Origin of the sequence: Mesorhizobium sp. M0598 (assembly GCF_040320865.1) — a bacterium.
Lineage (GTDB): Bacteria > Pseudomonadota > Alphaproteobacteria > Rhizobiales > Rhizobiaceae > Mesorhizobium.
In genome coordinates, this window is sequence record NZ_JAMYQL010000019.1 from 22886 (window position 1) to 38698 (window position 15813).

At 59.3% G+C, this 15813-nt stretch carries 11 protein-coding genes; 5 read left to right on the forward strand and 6 right to left on the reverse strand.

The features are described from left to right. The first annotated feature begins 115 nt into the window (after window positions 1–115). Together NKI59_RS21895 and NKI59_RS21900 are read left to right on the forward strand one after the other, a co-directional pair. On the forward strand, window positions 116–1336 hold the full coding sequence (locus NKI59_RS21895) for a HesA/MoeB/ThiF family protein (protein WP_352706875.1): 1221 nt from the start codon (window positions 116–118) through the stop codon (window positions 1334–1336). Next, a complete protein-coding gene (locus tag NKI59_RS21900) occupies window positions 1333–1863 on the forward strand; it encodes a Mov34/MPN/PAD-1 family protein (protein ID WP_352706742.1) in 531 nt (176 codons plus the stop codon). Before NKI59_RS21895 ends, NKI59_RS21900 begins: the two co-directional genes overlap by 4 nt. A gap of 452 nt (window positions 1864–2315) precedes the next feature. On the opposite strand, the gene NKI59_RS21905 is transcribed toward NKI59_RS21900, so the two are convergent. The 5 genes from NKI59_RS21905 to NKI59_RS21925 all read right to left on the reverse strand — a co-directional run bounded on the left by NKI59_RS21905 (window position 2316) and on the right by NKI59_RS21925 (window position 8616). Then, a complete protein-coding gene (locus tag NKI59_RS21905; RefSeq protein WP_352706744.1) occupies window positions 2316–4529 on the reverse strand; it encodes a N,N-dimethylformamidase beta subunit family domain-containing protein in 2214 nt (737 codons plus the stop codon). Beyond that, on the reverse strand, window positions 4519–4926 hold the full coding sequence (locus NKI59_RS21910; protein ID WP_352706746.1) for a N,N-dimethylformamidase alpha subunit family protein: 408 nt from the start codon (window positions 4924–4926) through the stop codon (window positions 4519–4521). The genes NKI59_RS21905 and NKI59_RS21910 overlap by 11 nt, the downstream gene beginning before the upstream one ends. A gap of 135 nt (window positions 4927–5061) precedes the next feature. Next, window positions 5062–6714, reverse strand: coding sequence for an ABC transporter substrate-binding protein (locus NKI59_RS21915; RefSeq protein ID WP_352706749.1), 1653 nt, complete (start codon window positions 6712–6714; stop codon window positions 5062–5064). 625 nt (window positions 6715–7339) lie between these two features. Further along, window positions 7340–8068, reverse strand: coding sequence for an SDR family NAD(P)-dependent oxidoreductase (locus NKI59_RS21920; RefSeq protein ID WP_352706752.1), 729 nt, complete (start codon window positions 8066–8068; stop codon window positions 7340–7342). Continuing rightward, a complete protein-coding gene (locus NKI59_RS21925; protein WP_352706877.1) occupies window positions 8065–8616 on the reverse strand; it encodes an SDR family oxidoreductase in 552 nt (183 codons plus the stop codon). The genes NKI59_RS21920 and NKI59_RS21925 overlap by 4 nt, the downstream gene beginning before the upstream one ends. Window positions 8617–9666: 1050 nt before the next feature. Between NKI59_RS21925 and NKI59_RS21930 the strand changes: the two genes are divergently transcribed. The 3 genes from NKI59_RS21930 (at window position 9667) to NKI59_RS21945 (ending at window position 13667) form a co-directional block, all read left to right on the forward strand. Continuing rightward, entirely contained in the window at window positions 9667–10374 is a 708-nt protein-coding gene (locus NKI59_RS21930) for a class I SAM-dependent DNA methyltransferase (RefSeq protein ID WP_352706754.1), read from the forward strand. 76 nt (window positions 10375–10450) lie between these two features. Next, window positions 10451–11755, forward strand: coding sequence for a 4-aminobutyrate--2-oxoglutarate transaminase (gabT, locus tag NKI59_RS21935; RefSeq protein ID WP_352706758.1), 1305 nt, complete (start codon window positions 10451–10453; stop codon window positions 11753–11755). A 1270-nt stretch (window positions 11756–13025) separates the two neighbouring features. After that, on the forward strand, window positions 13026–13667 hold the full coding sequence (locus NKI59_RS21945; RefSeq protein ID WP_352706761.1) for a GNAT family N-acetyltransferase: 642 nt from the start codon (window positions 13026–13028) through the stop codon (window positions 13665–13667). A 111-nt stretch (window positions 13668–13778) separates the two neighbouring features. Here NKI59_RS21945 and NKI59_RS21950 read toward each other — a convergent pair whose 3' ends face one another. Continuing rightward, entirely contained in the window at window positions 13779–15806 is a 2028-nt protein-coding gene (locus NKI59_RS21950; RefSeq protein ID WP_352706763.1) for a CocE/NonD family hydrolase, read from the reverse strand. Between the last annotated feature and the right edge of the window lie 7 nt (window positions 15807–15813).

Below are 15813 nucleotides of genomic sequence, written 5' to 3' on the forward strand. Positions count from 1 at the left end.
AGGACGCGGACGGGCCCGGACCATCCTGTCGCTGATCGAACCCGCGCCGCCATCGCGGACCGTCAGTATCTGGGAAGGAGCAAGAAGAACTATCATCGCCGACAATGACGGCACGTTGCGCGATTGGCTTCGCAATTTTGCTCCGGCAATCCCCGCAGCCGAGCTCCGCTTCAATAGCGGCTTGCTGGTCTGGATGGACGTCGTCCCGCTGCCGCCGGAATACCCCTCCTCGGCGAAGGACGTCTACGATATCGCTGCCCGCGCCGGCGTCGCCGCCCATCTCGACGAACTCGCCCGCGAGATGCGTCAACGGCTGATCGTGATGCTGGGCGCGAGTACTGAGAACGGACCCGCGCTCGCAACTACGGTCGTCAATCGACCGAAGCTCGTTCGTGGATCGGATCCGCTGATCGCCGGGTTTCGCCCTTCGCGTGTGCCCGAGAACGTGCTACACGCCCGAGTGTTCGGAGGAAATGCCGCCGACCGCACGTCGGTCGAACGCGTCGATCCCACATGGGTCCATGGGCGCGACCGCGATCCGCGGATTCTCACGCTGCGTGGGGCGACCGTCGCCGTTCTCGGATGCGGATCAGTCGGCGGACCGGTTGCGATGACGCTGGCTCGAGCCGGCGTCGGGAAGCTCATCCTCGTCGACAAGCAGACCTTCACGGGGGCAAATGTTGGCAGACACCCTCTCGGAGTCGGCTCGATCGGCGCAGCCAAGACAATCGAACTCGCGAAGCGCATCCGCTCGGACCTGCCGCACGTCGAGGTGGGGTTTCATAACGCACTCGTGCAGAACGTTCTGCTTGGCGGCGATGGTCCCCTCGCCGGTGTCGACCTCATCGTCTCGGCACTCGGCGATTGGCCGAGCGAATCCCTTCTCGACGAATGGCAGGCTGTCCAAACGCGACGCTTTCCGATCGTTTACGGTTGGGCGGAACCGCATGCCGCTGCCGGGCACGCGATCATCGTCTCCGGCGGCGGCGACCGCCTGCGCGACGGACTGGATGCCACTGGATCGCCGCACCTCGTCGCCACGCGCTGGGCACAGGAAACCCGGCGGTACGAGCCTGCCTGCGGGGCGGCATTCGACCCCTACGGCCCTGTCGAGTTAGGCTTCATCACCTCGATGGTGGCGCAGACCGCACTCGACGCCCTTCTCGGTGAGGTGGCATCGGCCACACATCGCATCTGGCTCGCGCGCCGCGCCTTCGTGGAAGCTGCGGGCGGCACATGGAGCGAGGAACTGCGAGCCATCGCTCCGCAAGCGCTCGACGGCGCGACCATGATCGAAAGACGATGGAGCCCGGCCGTGAAGGAGCTGGCTGCGTGATCTCCTTCGACATCGGACAATCGGAACAATCGCTCGCGTTCAGTGACAGCGTTCTGGAGCACTTCAACCAACACCGTCAAACCCGCTTTTGGCACAAGGAGGCCGGTGGACTGCTATTTGCACGATTTCAGCTTCCGGTGATCGACATCGACGTTGCTACCGGCCCGCGGCGCGGAGATCGCCGGACCCGCTATTCTTATCGGCCCCACGAGCGGGCCGAACAGCGTGAGATCAATGACATGTTTTCGCGCGGGCTGCATTTCGTAGGGTGCTGGCATACGCACCCGGAGGATATCGCATCGCCTTCGGATATCGACTGCCGAAACATCGCCGATTGCGTGCGCCGCTCCCATCACGCGCTGAATGGCTTCATCATGGTGATCATAGGCAGGAACCCAATTCCGGACGGAATGTATGTTTCTGTGTGCGACAAATCTTCCGTCAATGAGTTGGTATTTTCGCGGAACGCCGCCTCGACCGATTCTTCATTGACTTCATCTACCCGCAGCTTGGCGCACCTTGAATGAAGCTCGGCAGATCTTCGAATGCCAGATGACAGCGATATAAACCGAACGACAACGATCTCAACCAAGAGCAATAGCCATTCGTCACTGGCGAGTGGGTCTTGCGAGACTCAGTAGCATATTTTTCCCGGTGCCGCGCGGGCCGACTAAGGGCCAGTGTTCCCTTCGGACAAGGGCTTCCGTGCACTAACCATGCCCTCCTGGCGAAAGCTCGCGCCGGGACGTGGCTAGAAATCCGCGTCAGGACGTTCCTGTTCGAACCGGTGATCGCGTCGACGTGAAAGTACCCGTCGAGCAGCGGTTCGAAGTGGCCCAGAATAGGGGATCGGTGCCTGCTTCCTGCGTGAGTTTTAGTGTCAGAGACCTGCCATTGAACGGATCTGGCAGACCGGAGGGTCCGAGAGGTTGACCGTTAAGCTATCAGATCAGTTCTCTACCTCAACCGACTGCCGCGATTACTCAGGGATTTGGAAGGGTGTCCTATCGCGAAAGCGGCGTAGCACGTTCTCAGATATACGTGCGACATTGTTGACATAGCCGGCGTGCGGGAGGCAACTGCCCCAAGCTATCGAGCCGACAGAAAAGACCGCGCCGCCTGCCGGTGTCTCAAAGAACGTCATATCGGCACGAATGGGCTCCCTTGGGGCATCGTTCCACAGTCTGGTGAAATAGTTAAGCCCTCCCAGTGTGCGCGCGTATGAACTTCCATACTGCTCGGAGGACGCTACCACGAGTGCGTGACGCGGCGTACCTAGCTCTACATCAGCTACATCAATCTCAAGTCCGGCGGCTCCGCCGGTGACGCCGAAATCGCCAACGATATCTTCTGTTATACCCTCGAAAATGAAGCGAGCTCGGGGGTCTTCACTCGCTTCGAGGCGACGATAATAGCTGCTGCGGTCGAATGCCTCGGTCAGATACCCAATACCTACCAAGGATTGTTCGGGTCTGCCTAGATCCGCCCACGACCCGCACGGGCGGCCAATAAAACTACTGTATGCTTCGCCAGCACCAAAGCGACCGTTTCCGGGACGCCGTCGCCTGATCTCAATCAAGCCTTTTCGTTGAGGATGGAAATCGATTGCCCAGTAAAACCCGTTGGCACCGAGGTACATAAGCCGTCCACCTCTCGCGAGAAAGCCGTCAAGAGCCTGCAACATCGGGAGGGACCAGTATTCAGGATGACTTCCGGTAACAAGTACCTGACAGGCATCCAGAGCCGCCAAGCCCTCACGGTCGAGGTCTTCGTCCGTCAGTGTCTGGTGATCCGGAGCCACGTGGGCAAGCCATCCGAGTAAACAAAGATCAATCTGGAAGTTCCAAAGCCATCCTCCGGGCTGGAGATTTACGGCCGGCCGTCGCAGCGATCCAATGCTACGCTCGCTGCCATCATCATGAGGATCATAGAGCGATTTACCTAGGCCTGGATGTTCAAAGGCCAGAAGATCGAGCGGCGTGTACGAGGAGGCGACGCAACCGAGATTATACTCGTTGGTTTGCCGCTGCATGGTCAAGTTCGTATAGGCCGCGTAAGTTGCAGTCGGTGCCAGAAAGGCAACATCGCTGGTAACATCGGCAGGCTTCCGCACAACGAACGGAACATAAAACTCAGCATCCGCGCCGCGCAGGCGCGCAGCGTAGCAGCCGCTTGGCCAGTCGATGGGCACGGTGAGCGTAAGGTCTTCCTGCCAACCGGGGTTCTCAATATCGTCATGGTGGAAATGAGCCGCGCCGTACTGTTCAGGCGCGCTGCGCCAGTCCATGGTTGGGCTTTCCCAGTTCGAACCCTGGACGGCGCGGGTGGGCTGATTGATGCAAACGCCGTCATGGCCACAACCGGATTGATCTGGAACAATTTCTGACGCTGGATCGCTCAGCAAATCCCAATCGGCCAGACAGGGCCAGCTCAAAGGTTCCGTCGGCTTGCGCAAAGCCAAATCGTTAAGAAGTTCGAGCGACAGCGCCGCAGCCAGTATGCGGGGACGCTCGATCTTGCCATTGAAGTGGTGATGGGGAATTCCACTGTGATCCCGCTCGGCCGCTATCAAAAGGCGACCATCGCTTGGGGCGGGCGGCTCCACGTCGTCCACAGTTACGCAGTTTGCTCCAATATGATCATGTGTCCCAGATTTCAGACCACGCGTCACAACCAGCAGCTGACGGCGTTCAGCATCATAGCTCAACGCAACGAAGCTCCAGAGCCAGAGAGGCAAAGGGTTATCTAGGCGGTAGGTGCGCGGCTCAGCGGGACCTCCGAGAATCGCCGCCAGACAGCCGTCTGCCTCCAGGCGCAAGGCCACTCCCCCATGTCCTCCGGCGGTCAGAGTACTGAGCAGGCAGCGCGGTTGGCCAGCAATGAGAGTCGGCATGACATTGGCACAAACCGTTACCAACCTAAGATCCGATAAGCGCTGCGATCCCTCGACCTTGATGCAGGAGCCGGCACGAATGGGCTGCTCACGTCCGGGATAACGCCGAGTCTCCGGCGCCGCCATGACGGGCGGGCGGAATGGTGGCATCTCCGGCCCGGCGTCGCAGCCGAGCAGCCGGACGAAGTCGCATTCGAAGCTGTCGAGCTTCAGACAGCTCACAGCGAAGGCAATGCTTTCGCCAGGTATAACGCTGTCGCGGTCGGCATAAGCAAGAATCGCTGGGCGATCAGACATCATCGCCACCCTCCTGCATTGGGAGAGGACCGATGAGGTGCTGCCAACGCTGCTTGAACACCCAGCGCTCAACTTCCTCGCGCGATTGGAAACGTGCCGGCGCCACTTCGACCACCCGCATGGGCAAATCCAGCGACCAGCGTGCAGCACACCATTCGCTATACGGCCGGGTCATAATGGCGATCCATTTGCCAGCTACCGGTTGTGAGCGCATCACGTCGAGAATAAGGCCCAGTTCGGCGCTGTGGCGGCCGAAAGGTGCGACCAGGAACTCGCGGACTAGGTCAGAACGACCGGCAAACACCGCCAAGTTAGAGCGGGCCGCGGCGGTACCGGCACTCTCTGGCGAGTACTCCGATTGAAACTTCCCGAACTCCGCACTCGAACGGTCGGTCGTCATAGCGGCCCTCTCGGCATAGCGTGCCAATCCTTTGACCCGTGCATTGTAACCCCTCGAGCGATGGCACCTCCGCTGATAGCGAGATGCGGGGTTTCGAAGTGCCCGACGAAGCCCATAATCAGACCAGCAGTTGCCTCATGTGACTCGGTCAAGCCAAACCTTACCGAGGTCGATCTCAAATGTCGGGTGCATCGCGTAGCCCCTAACTTGCTTCGTCGAATGATTGAACAAGGTAAGCCAATAAGGTTGTATGATGATGCCAGATTCCTGCAGGAGCGTTTCAATATCCTGCATGAGCGCCTTGCGCTTCTGTGGATCCGGGACCGTCAACGCCGCGTCGAGTTTCTTATCGAATTCCGGGTTTGACCACGCCGCCTCATTCCATGCTGCGCCACTGCGATAGGCAAGCACCAAGATTTGTACGCCCAACGGCCGCATGTTCCAGTTTGTTGTCGAAAGGGGGAATTTCAACCAGTCGTTCCAAAAAGTGCTACTGGGTAGAACCGTACGCTTCACCTTGAATCCGGCCTCGCGCAACTGCGCGGCAATCGCATCGCCCGTGTCCTTATGCCAATCCTCGTCATTACTGATGATGTCGTGTTCGAATTCCATCTGGTTAGCTTCGGCCATAAGCCGCTTGGCAGCCTCAACATCCCGTTTCTTTTCCGGAACCGGGTAAAACTCGGGATGTATTGGCGCGACATGATAATTCGCGGCAACGGTGCCGTAGCCATGGGCGGCAAGTTGCAGCACAGCACCATTGTCGACTGCTAACTGCAGTGCATTGCGCACCCGCTGGTCGTCGTACGGCTTAATAGTGACGTGGGCGCGGCACACTAGCGTTGTTGACGTTCTCGCTTCAGATTTTACCAAGCCGAGGTCATCAAATATTGTGACATAATCTGCGAATGTCTGATAGTTCGCATCTACTTCGCCTGATTCGAAGGAGCTCAGAAGAGCGGACGGGTCGGTGCCATAGTCAATGAATTGCACTTCGTCCAGGTAGGCTTCACCGCCCCACCAGCTTCCGTTTGTTCGACGCTTCAGGACGGCCTTTTGGCTCACGTCCCATGACACTAGTTCAAACGGCCCCGTGCCTACGGCATGTGCAACAAGGTCCGACCCGTTCTTTTCGTAGTCACGGTGAACGATCAGCGCGGGATAATCGGCAAGCCCGGGAATGATCGTAATATCGGGTTTAGGCAGGTTGAGTTTAATCGCGTGGTCGTCAATTTTTGTGATGGCGCCTTCTAGTGCTTTGCCCGTCTTTTCATCAACGAGCGTGGCCATGCGCGCAGCCATTGAGTTCCCAGGCACGTCCCTTTCACACCAGCGCAGCAGGTTAAACACCACGTCATCGGCAGTGAAGTCGTCGCCATTGTTCCACTTGACGCCCTTCCGCAGTTGCAGAACATATTCCGTCGCGTCGTCATTCGTGTCCCAACCTTCAAGAAGCCTGGGTTCAAACGTGTATTCGCTAGTATACTTCACCAAAGGTTCGAGGAATTGGCGGTAAATGTTCGCTAATACCGGAAGGTCATTTATGCGAGGGTCCTTCTGACCATAAACCTGCATAGCAACTCGCAGAGTTCCGCCTTTCTTAGGTACTTCTTCGGCATGCGCCGGCGGCATTACATCCAGCATCGAGTACGCCATGGCTGTCGACGCACCGAAGACGGAAGCGAGGGCCAGGAACTCGCGCCGGTCCATCCCGTCCTTTTTTGCTTCCGCGGCGAGACTATCGAAGACCTTAGGCATAGGCTTGCCATACCTAGTAAAATACCCCATTTGAACCTCCCAAATTGGCTAAGGACAGCGGCTTTGTACCTGCGCGGAAAGCGCGGGATCTTCTGCACGATTAGACGGAAGAGCTGGGATTCCGCCGGAATGTTCGATTGACGCAGGCCATAGGCTACAGAAAAGGGCGTATCTGGGCACACGAATTAAAATCAACCGGCAGGCGATTTTTTTGCTAATCGGCACCGTACTGGTTAGGCCTGCGGCGCCAAGCCGAGATTGAGCCGTCCCCAATCGATCCCTGTACGCGTCGGGTGCATCTGAAACACAAGCTGCTGCAAGGAGTGGCAGCCGCCATGGAGAACGACATCCGCCTTCTATGCAACTTCGGCCTTAAGGTCGGTGTTGCGGGGCTAAATTGTGCGGCAGGTTCGCCGAGAAGCCTGAATTGCGTCGCGCGGGTCTCTTCGTGGCCCCACGCGTTCAGCACGACGACAATGCCGCTAGGTCGCAGTTGACAAGATAAGGCAACGCGCAGCCGCTAGTCCCGCGCAGCCGCTACCGATGATCGGCCAATCGCAGCCGAGCCTGTCTTCAAAAGCCCGGCGATCCTGCTCCGACAGGAGAATGGCGTCCACACCGCCTGTTCGAGGTCCTTCGGAAGGCTATCTTACATTCATGGAAGACTTAGCTTGGCAGTGCGGCCACCATCCACGACAAATATCTGGCCGGTGACGAATGAAGCCTCGTCGGAGGCAATCCATGCGACCATAGCCGCGACTTCCTCAACACGGCCGGTTCGATTTAACGGATGAATGGCACCCAGCCGCCCCCGCGCCTGCTCGGGCAAAGCGGCGACGAAATTGACGTTGAGATCCGTATCGATCCAGCCAGGAGCCACGCCGTTGCAACGTACCCCGTCTGGCCCGCCATCGACCGCTACGGCACGCGTCAGGCCATGCAACCCTGCCTTCGAGGCACAATAGGCCGCATGCCCGGGGTTGGACGCCAATCCCTCTATCGAGCCGATGTTGACGATGGCGCCGCGGCTTCTGCAAAGATGAGGCATGGCACGACGGATCAGCAGGAATGGAGCATCAAGGTTGAGCGCCATTGTGCGTCGCCACTCGTCCAGCCCTGTCTCATCTACCTTCGCTTCAATCATGCGCCCAGCGTTGTTTACGAGGACATCGAGGCGGCCGGCCTGTTGAATGACGTCGTCAACGACCACGGCCGGAACGTCGGGGTCGCAAAGGTCAGCGACTATCGTTTCTATACGGCCAGCCTCCTCAAGCTGAACTGCAAAGACCCTGGCTCCCTCGCCGGCTAGCCTATCGGCGATTGCCGCCCCAATGCCGCTGCTGGCGCCGGTTACCAGAGCGATCTTCCCGGCGAAGCGAGTCATGCTACAGCCTTTCCGCCGTTCACCTGGACAAGCGCGCCGCACATGCAACGCGCGGCATCGGACGCCAAGAACAGGACAATATCAGCGATGTCTTCCAGCCGCGCGTTGCGACCAAGCGGCACCGAGTCGTCCAGGTCGGGCATCGCCCTATCCGGGTCCAGCCCGCGTATGGCGAAACCGGTGCGCAGGATCGGCGTGTCGAATTCGTTGCGGCAGACCGCCCTGCCCCGGACATCTTGTGCCGCGTGGTCGCGGCCCGTCCACTGCGTTAGCGACGCGAGTGCTGTCTTGGGTGGTGAAGTCGGCGTCGCCCACTGCGACCGCAAGATGGATAGTTGCGCTTCCGCTGCGGAAGGCTCCGACACCTTGTAGCCGACCGCCTCGAGTGTGCGGTACGCGACTCTGAGGACAAATTTCTCGACCAGGGTGGACGGCGCTGTGGGCCTGATCTGACGGCCATGCGCAACATCGCTGGCGGCCGCCGCCCGGGCTGCGCCCAGCGCGCTACTCGCTGTCCGAAGTTTCAATCTGAATCGTGATGTGAGCATCTGCACTGAAGCCTCTTTCTCTGTTGGGTGCCCGAGCCTCCGCTCTATCCCAGGACAACTGGCCCCGGTTCAAAGGCGCCGCGCAAAAGTTCTCCAGTCCGTCCGATATAGGGGAAATCGTCAGGGCAGGCGCAATCTGCCTCAAGAGACCGGAGGGGTGATCAATCTGGTACCGGGCGCCGGTTTCGTCCAGCACTTCGATGGGACCCCGGTTTTGCAATGTTCCGGCAGGTGCACGCCGCAGGTGGTGAAATACAGGAGGTGGCGTGACACCCAAAAGGGGAGCCAGCCTTGATGGCCTTCGCACGCCACAATAATCAATCTCGTTCATGAACACCCTCGGCGAACAGGCAGCGTACCAACCGGTTGCTGGAAAATGCGCGGGGCGCTTTCTGCCACCCGCCGTGGCAGTTCCTGCTGCCTAGCTACAAGGAATTCAAAAGTCGTGCCAACGGAGCAGAAGGCGCGTTGAAAAGAATGTTCTGCATACGATTCAGAGGTTTAAACGAGAGCGCATCAGCAACGACGCCGAATGCCATCGTCAAAGACTCGACAAAGCCGACAGTGCGTCAGCGGCCGGGCGTTTCCCGAAATTAAGGGGCAAGCTTCCTACGCGAGGGGAAGCGGAATCGCCCGTCATTCCAGCACATTGCGCCGTCTCCTTCCTTGTAAGTCTCGAAAACCAGAGCCGCCGTCGTATGAGGCACACCCCCGCGCCTTTTCCATTCCCAGCCAGATCTCTGGACGGCCCTGCCGTATGCGGGAGAAGGGGGTCGCCTGCCGTTGTGGCTTTCCGGCGACGTCAACCTAGACTAGCGGTCTGAAGTGAGGCCATTCGACATCCTGTCAGCTTTGTCGGGTCTGCGACGCAGGATTGTTTGGCCAATTTCTAATTTCGCCTCAAGCCAAATTGCTGAAACAGCCACGAAAAATGTTTCTTCGCCTCGTTCGGCCCAATTGGCACGAGTTTTGACACCGTAGCTGCGAGACGGCAGCAGGAAGCGACCCGCGCGCCGCCGATGACCATCTGCCCTATACGGAGGAATTGGCATGAATACCCTGGATCAACGGACGGCACTGGAGCAAGCCGCACGAGAGCGCATTAAGGATTCCCACACTCTCGATGGCGACGCCGGTCGCTTGGCCCACTTCTATCGCGGATGGGCCAGTTCTTACGAGTTGGATGTCGGCCGCGACGGGTACTGCGGGCCGATGATCGTGGCGGAACTGGCGGGCGCCGTGCAGACAGCCTATTTGGCCAGGCAGCGAACTGCCATCGCAATCCTGGACGCCGGTTGCGGAACGGGCCTCGTCGGCGTGGAACTGGAACGCCTCGGCTTCCGGTGGATCGACGGGTTCGATCTCTCCGAGGAGATGGCCGAACAGGCTCGGCAAACCCGCGTCTACCGCCACGTACAAGGCAATGTCGATCTCAACGGGCCACTCTCCGACTATCCCAGCGCGAGCTATGACATCACGGTCTGCTGTGGCGTCTTCACGCTCGGGCATGTCCGACCGGATGGGCTGCGCGAACTGGCTCGCGTCACGCGCCCGAACGGATTCATCATCGCAAGCACCCGCAAGAGCTATGCGGAGACCACATCCTTTGAAGACGAGGTGCGGCGTCTGCAGGATGCGGGCGTCCTTGTGCTGGCACAGTGTCTAAAAGACAGCAGATACGTCGCCGAAGAGAACGCGCATTACTGGGTCTTCCAGGTGGCGGAGAAGGCCAACGCACCAACGGAGGAGCGGCCATGACGACGCTACCGCAAAACAAGCTGGCGAAGCTGGCAGCCGATCTAACGCGTGTTTGTACAAGGGAGTGTATTGCAGCATGATGGCACGATCGAGCGCAGAACTCCACGCGAGACGTGAGCGCGCGCTGCCGCGCGGCGTTGGATGTGCGTTTCCGGTATGCGCGGAGCGCGCCCAAGGCGCGGAGATTTGGGACACGGAGGGGCGCCGGTATATCGATTTCATCGGCGGCATGGGCGCGCTTGCGGTCGGACATTCGCATCCGCAGGTGGTTGATGCAGTCAGAACGCAGTTGCAGCGCTTCACCCATACCTTCTTCGGCAGCATTCCCTATGACGGCTACGTGCGTCTCGCGGAGCGCCTCAACGCGATAGCTCCGTTCCCCACGCCGGCGAAAACCCTTCTTGTCACCACTGGCGCAGAAGCGGTGGAGAATGCGGTGAAGATCGCTCGTGTCCACTCGGGTCGAAGGGGTGTCGTAGTCTTCAGAGGAGGCTTTCACGGACGCACGTTACTGACCCTTGCGATGACTTCACAGCTCGACCCATACAAACGCGGTTTCGGCCCCTTCCCCACCGATATTTACCACGCGCCCTTTCCTTCGGCTTATCGAGGCCCGAGCGCAGACGAGGCCCTTCAAGCGCTTCGAGACCTGTTCGAGACGCAGATCGAGCCCGACCAAGTTGCAGCCATGGTGATCGAACCGGTCCAGGGTGAAGGTGGTTTCCTGCCGGCGCCGCCGGAGTTCATACGCGGTCTGCGCGCTTTGTGCGACGCCCACGGCATCGTCCTGATCGCGGATGAGGTCCAGTCCGGCTTCGCTCGCACCGGCCGGGTTTTCGCCATAGAGCATTCGGGGGTAGAGCCGGATCTTGTAGCGCTGGGAAAGAGTTTCGGCGGCGGGCTCCCAATCGCCGCTGTCATCGGCAAGGCGGTTATCATGGACGCTGTACCATCTGGCGGAATCGGCGGCACCTACGCGGGGAATCCCCTCGCATGCGCAGCGGCACTTGCCGCCCTCAACGTGCTGGATGAGGATAACCTGACTGCCCGCAGCATGGAAATCGGCGAGCGCCTAACCACCGGCTTCCGCACTCTCAACCTGGGGAGCAATCGCCCAATTATCGGTGAGGTGCGCGGATTGGGCGCGATGATCGGCATTGAATTCGTCGACGATGCAATGTCCCGGCGCCCGGCGACTGCGCTGACGGCTAGACTCGTGGAAGACGCCGCGATGCACGGTCTTCTGCTCGCTTCGGCCGGACCCGCGCATAACGTCATACGCGTCCTTGTGCCGCTTACAGTATCGAACGAGATCATCGACGAAGCCTTGGCAATTTTTGACGAGTCGCTTGCGCGGGTGGCCTCCCTTGCGCACGCTTGATCATCCCGACGAGATGGCGATGCCGCGCTCGGAAACGAAGCCGCATATCTGAGTGGCGAGCCTTGCCCGCCCCGCACCCAGCCAACCGCGACCACTTCTCGGCACACATCTGGTCGCAGATCATGACGATATCGAGCCTGATGTGCTCGCCTAAATGACCTTCCCGAAGGAGCATCGCGCCAAGCTCCACTCGACGAATGAGATTGACAAGCGCTGTGCTCCGTATCGTGGCCGGATTGGTGCGTTGCGCGCCCTTGCTTTGGCGCCAGAATACCACAAAGCGCCCGTAACCCTCCTCGGCCTTTCGGGTGATGTTCATCTTGATGCCGCAGATCCCTAATATAAGTTGGTACTCACAGGTGAGCCCCGAGAGTTACCCTTCGTCTGTGGTTTCCCGGTCTGAAGTTCCAGCCACGCACTTTGTGAGCCCTGGCCTGGTCCGGGTCACAAAATAGTCTTTTCCTTCCTCAGCATGTGCCAGATAAGCACTGCGTCTTGCGCGCCATGGCGACTGCGGCCACTTGGTGACCGCGCCTTGCCAGGAGGCGGACTGGACTGCGCCCATGGGTCAAGAACCGCAGACGCCCGAATCCTTCATGAGGTCCTGCATCGCGTCGTAGAGCTTCGCCCGCATCCGGTCGTCAATCGTGATCGCTTTTGCGACCAGTTCATCAAACCGATCGCTGTGGAAGCTCTCCCAGTTCTAGATGCCGACTTCATCTTGCAGGAACCAGGACACCTCGTAACGCGGATCCGGCAAACTAAGGAACCCATTGACGACGAGCTGCAAGTGCTTCCAGCGCTCACCCTCGGACTCCATAGCGAACAATGCCGATCTGTGACAATTGTGATTGTACCCTCTGAGCGATAGTGGAATGACCGCCTCGATCCTGCAATCGATAATGAAACAGGCAAGGAACTGCGCATCCCCACAACCTATTCCGGTTACGTGCCGGTGCTCGAACCGCGGCTCAGCTACCGCCGTGAAGATGTTGCGGCGTGCTTGAGCGGGGTATGGAGCGCGACCGGTTGTTCCGAGACCATCCGGGTGGATCAGGGCAGCGAGTTCGTCTCCCGAGACCTGACCATGGACCTACCTCAAGGTCTCATCCACGACTTCTCGCGCCGGGGGAACATCATCAGCGTAGAATGGCCGCCCGTCGCAGCGAATTTGAAGAACCTTCGGCACGCCGGGGACAAGATTATTACAGAGATTTCCTAGAACTTTAACCCAAGGAACGCGCATTCTAGATTAAGACTAGGAGGTCATGTGGGTGCCGCTCAGTTACAACTGCCGGCCCGGAAAAGGGGGATTCCTATGCACACCCTAGAAACGCCGCGCCTAATCCTAAGGCCGCCGTCGCATAGCGACGAACTCCTTCTACATGGACTTTATAGCGATCCGCTCGTGGTAAACGCCGTTCGGGATGGAGTCTATCCGACGATCGAACAGTCGAAAGTCGCACTGCTTCGGCTCATCAATCATTGGCAGCACAATCGTTTCGGCTTATGGATGGTCTTCATCAAAATCGAAGGCCAGTCCAGAAAATTCGCTGGCTGTTGTGGATTGATGTGCAGCGGCCCAAACCTGCCCGAAAATCCGAATAACGTGGAACTCGAATACTACCTCCACCTTGAGGCCTCCGGGAAGGGAATGGCCCCCGAGGCCGGCAGAGCAGCAATCCAATTTGCTTTCGAGTACTTGGGGCTTGAGAAGGTCACCGCATTCATTCGCACAACGAACAAGCGAGCGCTTCGTGCGGCTCCTAAAGTCGGTCTTTTCTACATCGGGGACCGAATTTACAATAAGATGACAATGCGATATTTAGAGGTTTCTCCTTTGACTGCCGTAGAGGTTAATAATTTGATCGTTGCACCCTACACAAATCCGGAATTTATTCAGAATCATTAGCGATATAAACAAACCGCATTGCTCGATGCGCGTTGGGCGCCGCATTGGCGGTCTCGCGCTGCCGCCCCTCCCGCCCGCGCCGACCCGAGCGGGAATAACTTCGGTGCGCCGTCAATTGAGATCCCGCGCGAACTCCTTGACCTCGTCGCGTTCCAGGACCACTTCCTCACCGTCATGGGCGACGATGCTTGTCTCGATGCGCCATACGTCGCGCAACGCGCGCACGGTGGCCGATACTGCGATGCGAACCTTCCAGTCGTCGCGGGCGTAGGACTTTTCCCAAGCGCAGGTGCCGCGCGCCGTGTTCGGATCGTCGGGGTGCACGGTGAACCTGTCAGTGTGCTTGGCCGAAACGATCATGCCGGTATGCGGGTGCAGTACGGCACCCGTGTCGCTCGAAAGGTGGCACGTGGTTTCGCCAGTCACCTGATCCGTGGTGATCTCTTGACGCGAAGGTTCACCAGGCTTGATAACCTCCCGCCCCATTGGCTGTGCGCCTTGGGGTTCAGCGAACGGCGCCAGTTTGGAATCGAGATCATTCGGCTTCCGTATCGGCAAGATCAGCTTGCTAGCGGCACAATGAAGCGAGATAGTAGCCTTCTCCGGGCCAGGAAATACAATAGGCCACATACCGGTGGCGATGGCGAGCCGGATACGTTGTCCTTTTTCGAAGCGTTGTCCGCAGCACCGTAGCTTCATGCGTATCGCTTCGGGCTTGCCCGGCGTCATCGGTGCAACTTCAAAATCGTCGTTTCGATGGGTCAGGTTCAGGATTCCATAACTGACCAACGCGGCTTGACCGTCTTCAAGCCCGATCGACAGCGTGGCTGACAGAAGTGCTACCGGCTTGTCAGAGGCGAGTGTCACCTCGAACTCAGGGAAGCCAAGAATTTCCACTGCCTCCGAAAGAGGCTCGGTTTCGAATACCAAGGCGCTGTCGGCTTCCATGCGCTGATCGATCGGCAGTGTCGGCGTCATGCCCTCGCTGCACCAGGCACCGGATGACAGCCCAGCGGTGGTCGGCGAACAAATTGTGAGGACTGCGTCGCTGCCATCCCCTTCTGCAAGACGGCCCGGTGAAAGCGCTAATCGGCGTTCCACAATGCCCGGTGCGGGCCAGGAGGGCTCCGCCACCCAGCGGCCAGATCGCTCTTCGTAGATCGGCGCGGGATGTGCCGGATCCTGGATCCAGGCGCGCAACATCGGCTCGTCGGCAATGCCGGTGTCGATGTCTTTAAGATACTGGTCCCACCAGCGGAGGCATTCCTGGAGGTACCCGATGCGTGGTCCCGGTGTGGCGAAGTGCGGATACTTATGACCCCAGGGACCGATCAAGCCCTTACGAGGTCCGAGCAGGTTCTCAATCATGCGAAAGACCGGGTTAGGATAAGTGTCCGCCCAGCCGCTCACGGCATAGACAGGAATCTCGACCTCGGAATAGTCCTCGCAGATGGAGCCGTGCTTGTAGAAATCGTCCCGGCGCTGGTGTTCAATCCAATCCTGTAGCCAGATGCCGTTGCCGTTGAGCCGCTGCTTCCACATCTGGCGCCAGCGCTCCCCAACGAGCGCCGGGTCGGGCGGCGTCATGGCGATTGCCCACGCTGTCGCGCCCCACCTCAAATTATCGCACATCTGCGCGCCGCCGAGATAGTGGCAGTCATCATTGTAGCGATCGTCGGTTGAACAAAGCGAGATCACAGCCTTGAGTGCCGGCGGGCGACGGGCGGCAACCTGCAGGCCGTTGAAGCCGCCCCAGGAGATGCCGATCATGCCTACGCTGCCCGAGCACCAGGATTGCAGTACCAGCCACTCGATCACCGCCAGGCAGTCATCCTGCTCCTGCTTGAGGTATTCGCCCTGGCAGACGCCTTCGCTGTCGCCTGAGCCGCGCATGTCGACGCGGACCCCGGCATAGCCATGGCCGGCGAAATAGGGATGGGTGAGCGCGTCGCGCTCCACCGTCCCGTCCCGCTTGCGGTAGGGCAGGTATTCGAGGATCGCAGGTACCGGGTCTGCATCCGCATCCTCCGGTAGCCAGATGCGGGCAGCGAGCTTCACGCCGTCCGGCATCGGAATCCAGAGATTCTCGATCTCGCGCACTTTGCGGGGGAACTCAGTAACGACGCGGATATCGTCCATGATGCGA

What these genes read in the sequence shown, in the direction of transcription:
- NKI59_RS21905 (WP_352706744.1), bottom strand. Translation starts at nt 4,529, where the DNA reads ATGATGTCTGATCGCCCAGCGATTCTTGCTTATGCCGACCGCGACAGC.
- NKI59_RS21910 (WP_352706746.1), bottom strand. Translation starts at nt 4,926, where the DNA reads ATGACGACCGACCGTTCGAGTGCGGAGTTCGGGAAGTTTCAATCGGAG.
- NKI59_RS21915 (WP_352706749.1), bottom strand. Translation starts at nt 6,714, where the DNA reads ATGGGGTATTTTACTAGGTATGGCAAGCCTATGCCTAAGGTCTTCGAT.
- NKI59_RS21920 (WP_352706752.1), bottom strand. Translation starts at nt 8,068, where the DNA reads ATGACTCGCTTCGCCGGGAAGATCGCTCTGGTAACCGGCGCCAGCAGC.
- NKI59_RS21925 (WP_352706877.1), bottom strand. Translation starts at nt 8,616, where the DNA reads ATGCTCACATCACGATTCAGATTGAAACTTCGGACAGCGAGTAGCGCG.
- NKI59_RS21930 (WP_352706754.1), top strand. Translation starts at nt 9,667, where the DNA reads ATGAATACCCTGGATCAACGGACGGCACTGGAGCAAGCCGCACGAGAG.
- gabT (WP_352706758.1), top strand. Translation starts at nt 10,451, where the DNA reads ATGATGGCACGATCGAGCGCAGAACTCCACGCGAGACGTGAGCGCGCG.
- NKI59_RS21950 (WP_352706763.1), bottom strand. Translation starts at nt 15,806, where the DNA reads ATGGACGATATCCGCGTCGTTACTGAGTTCCCCCGCAAAGTGCGCGAG.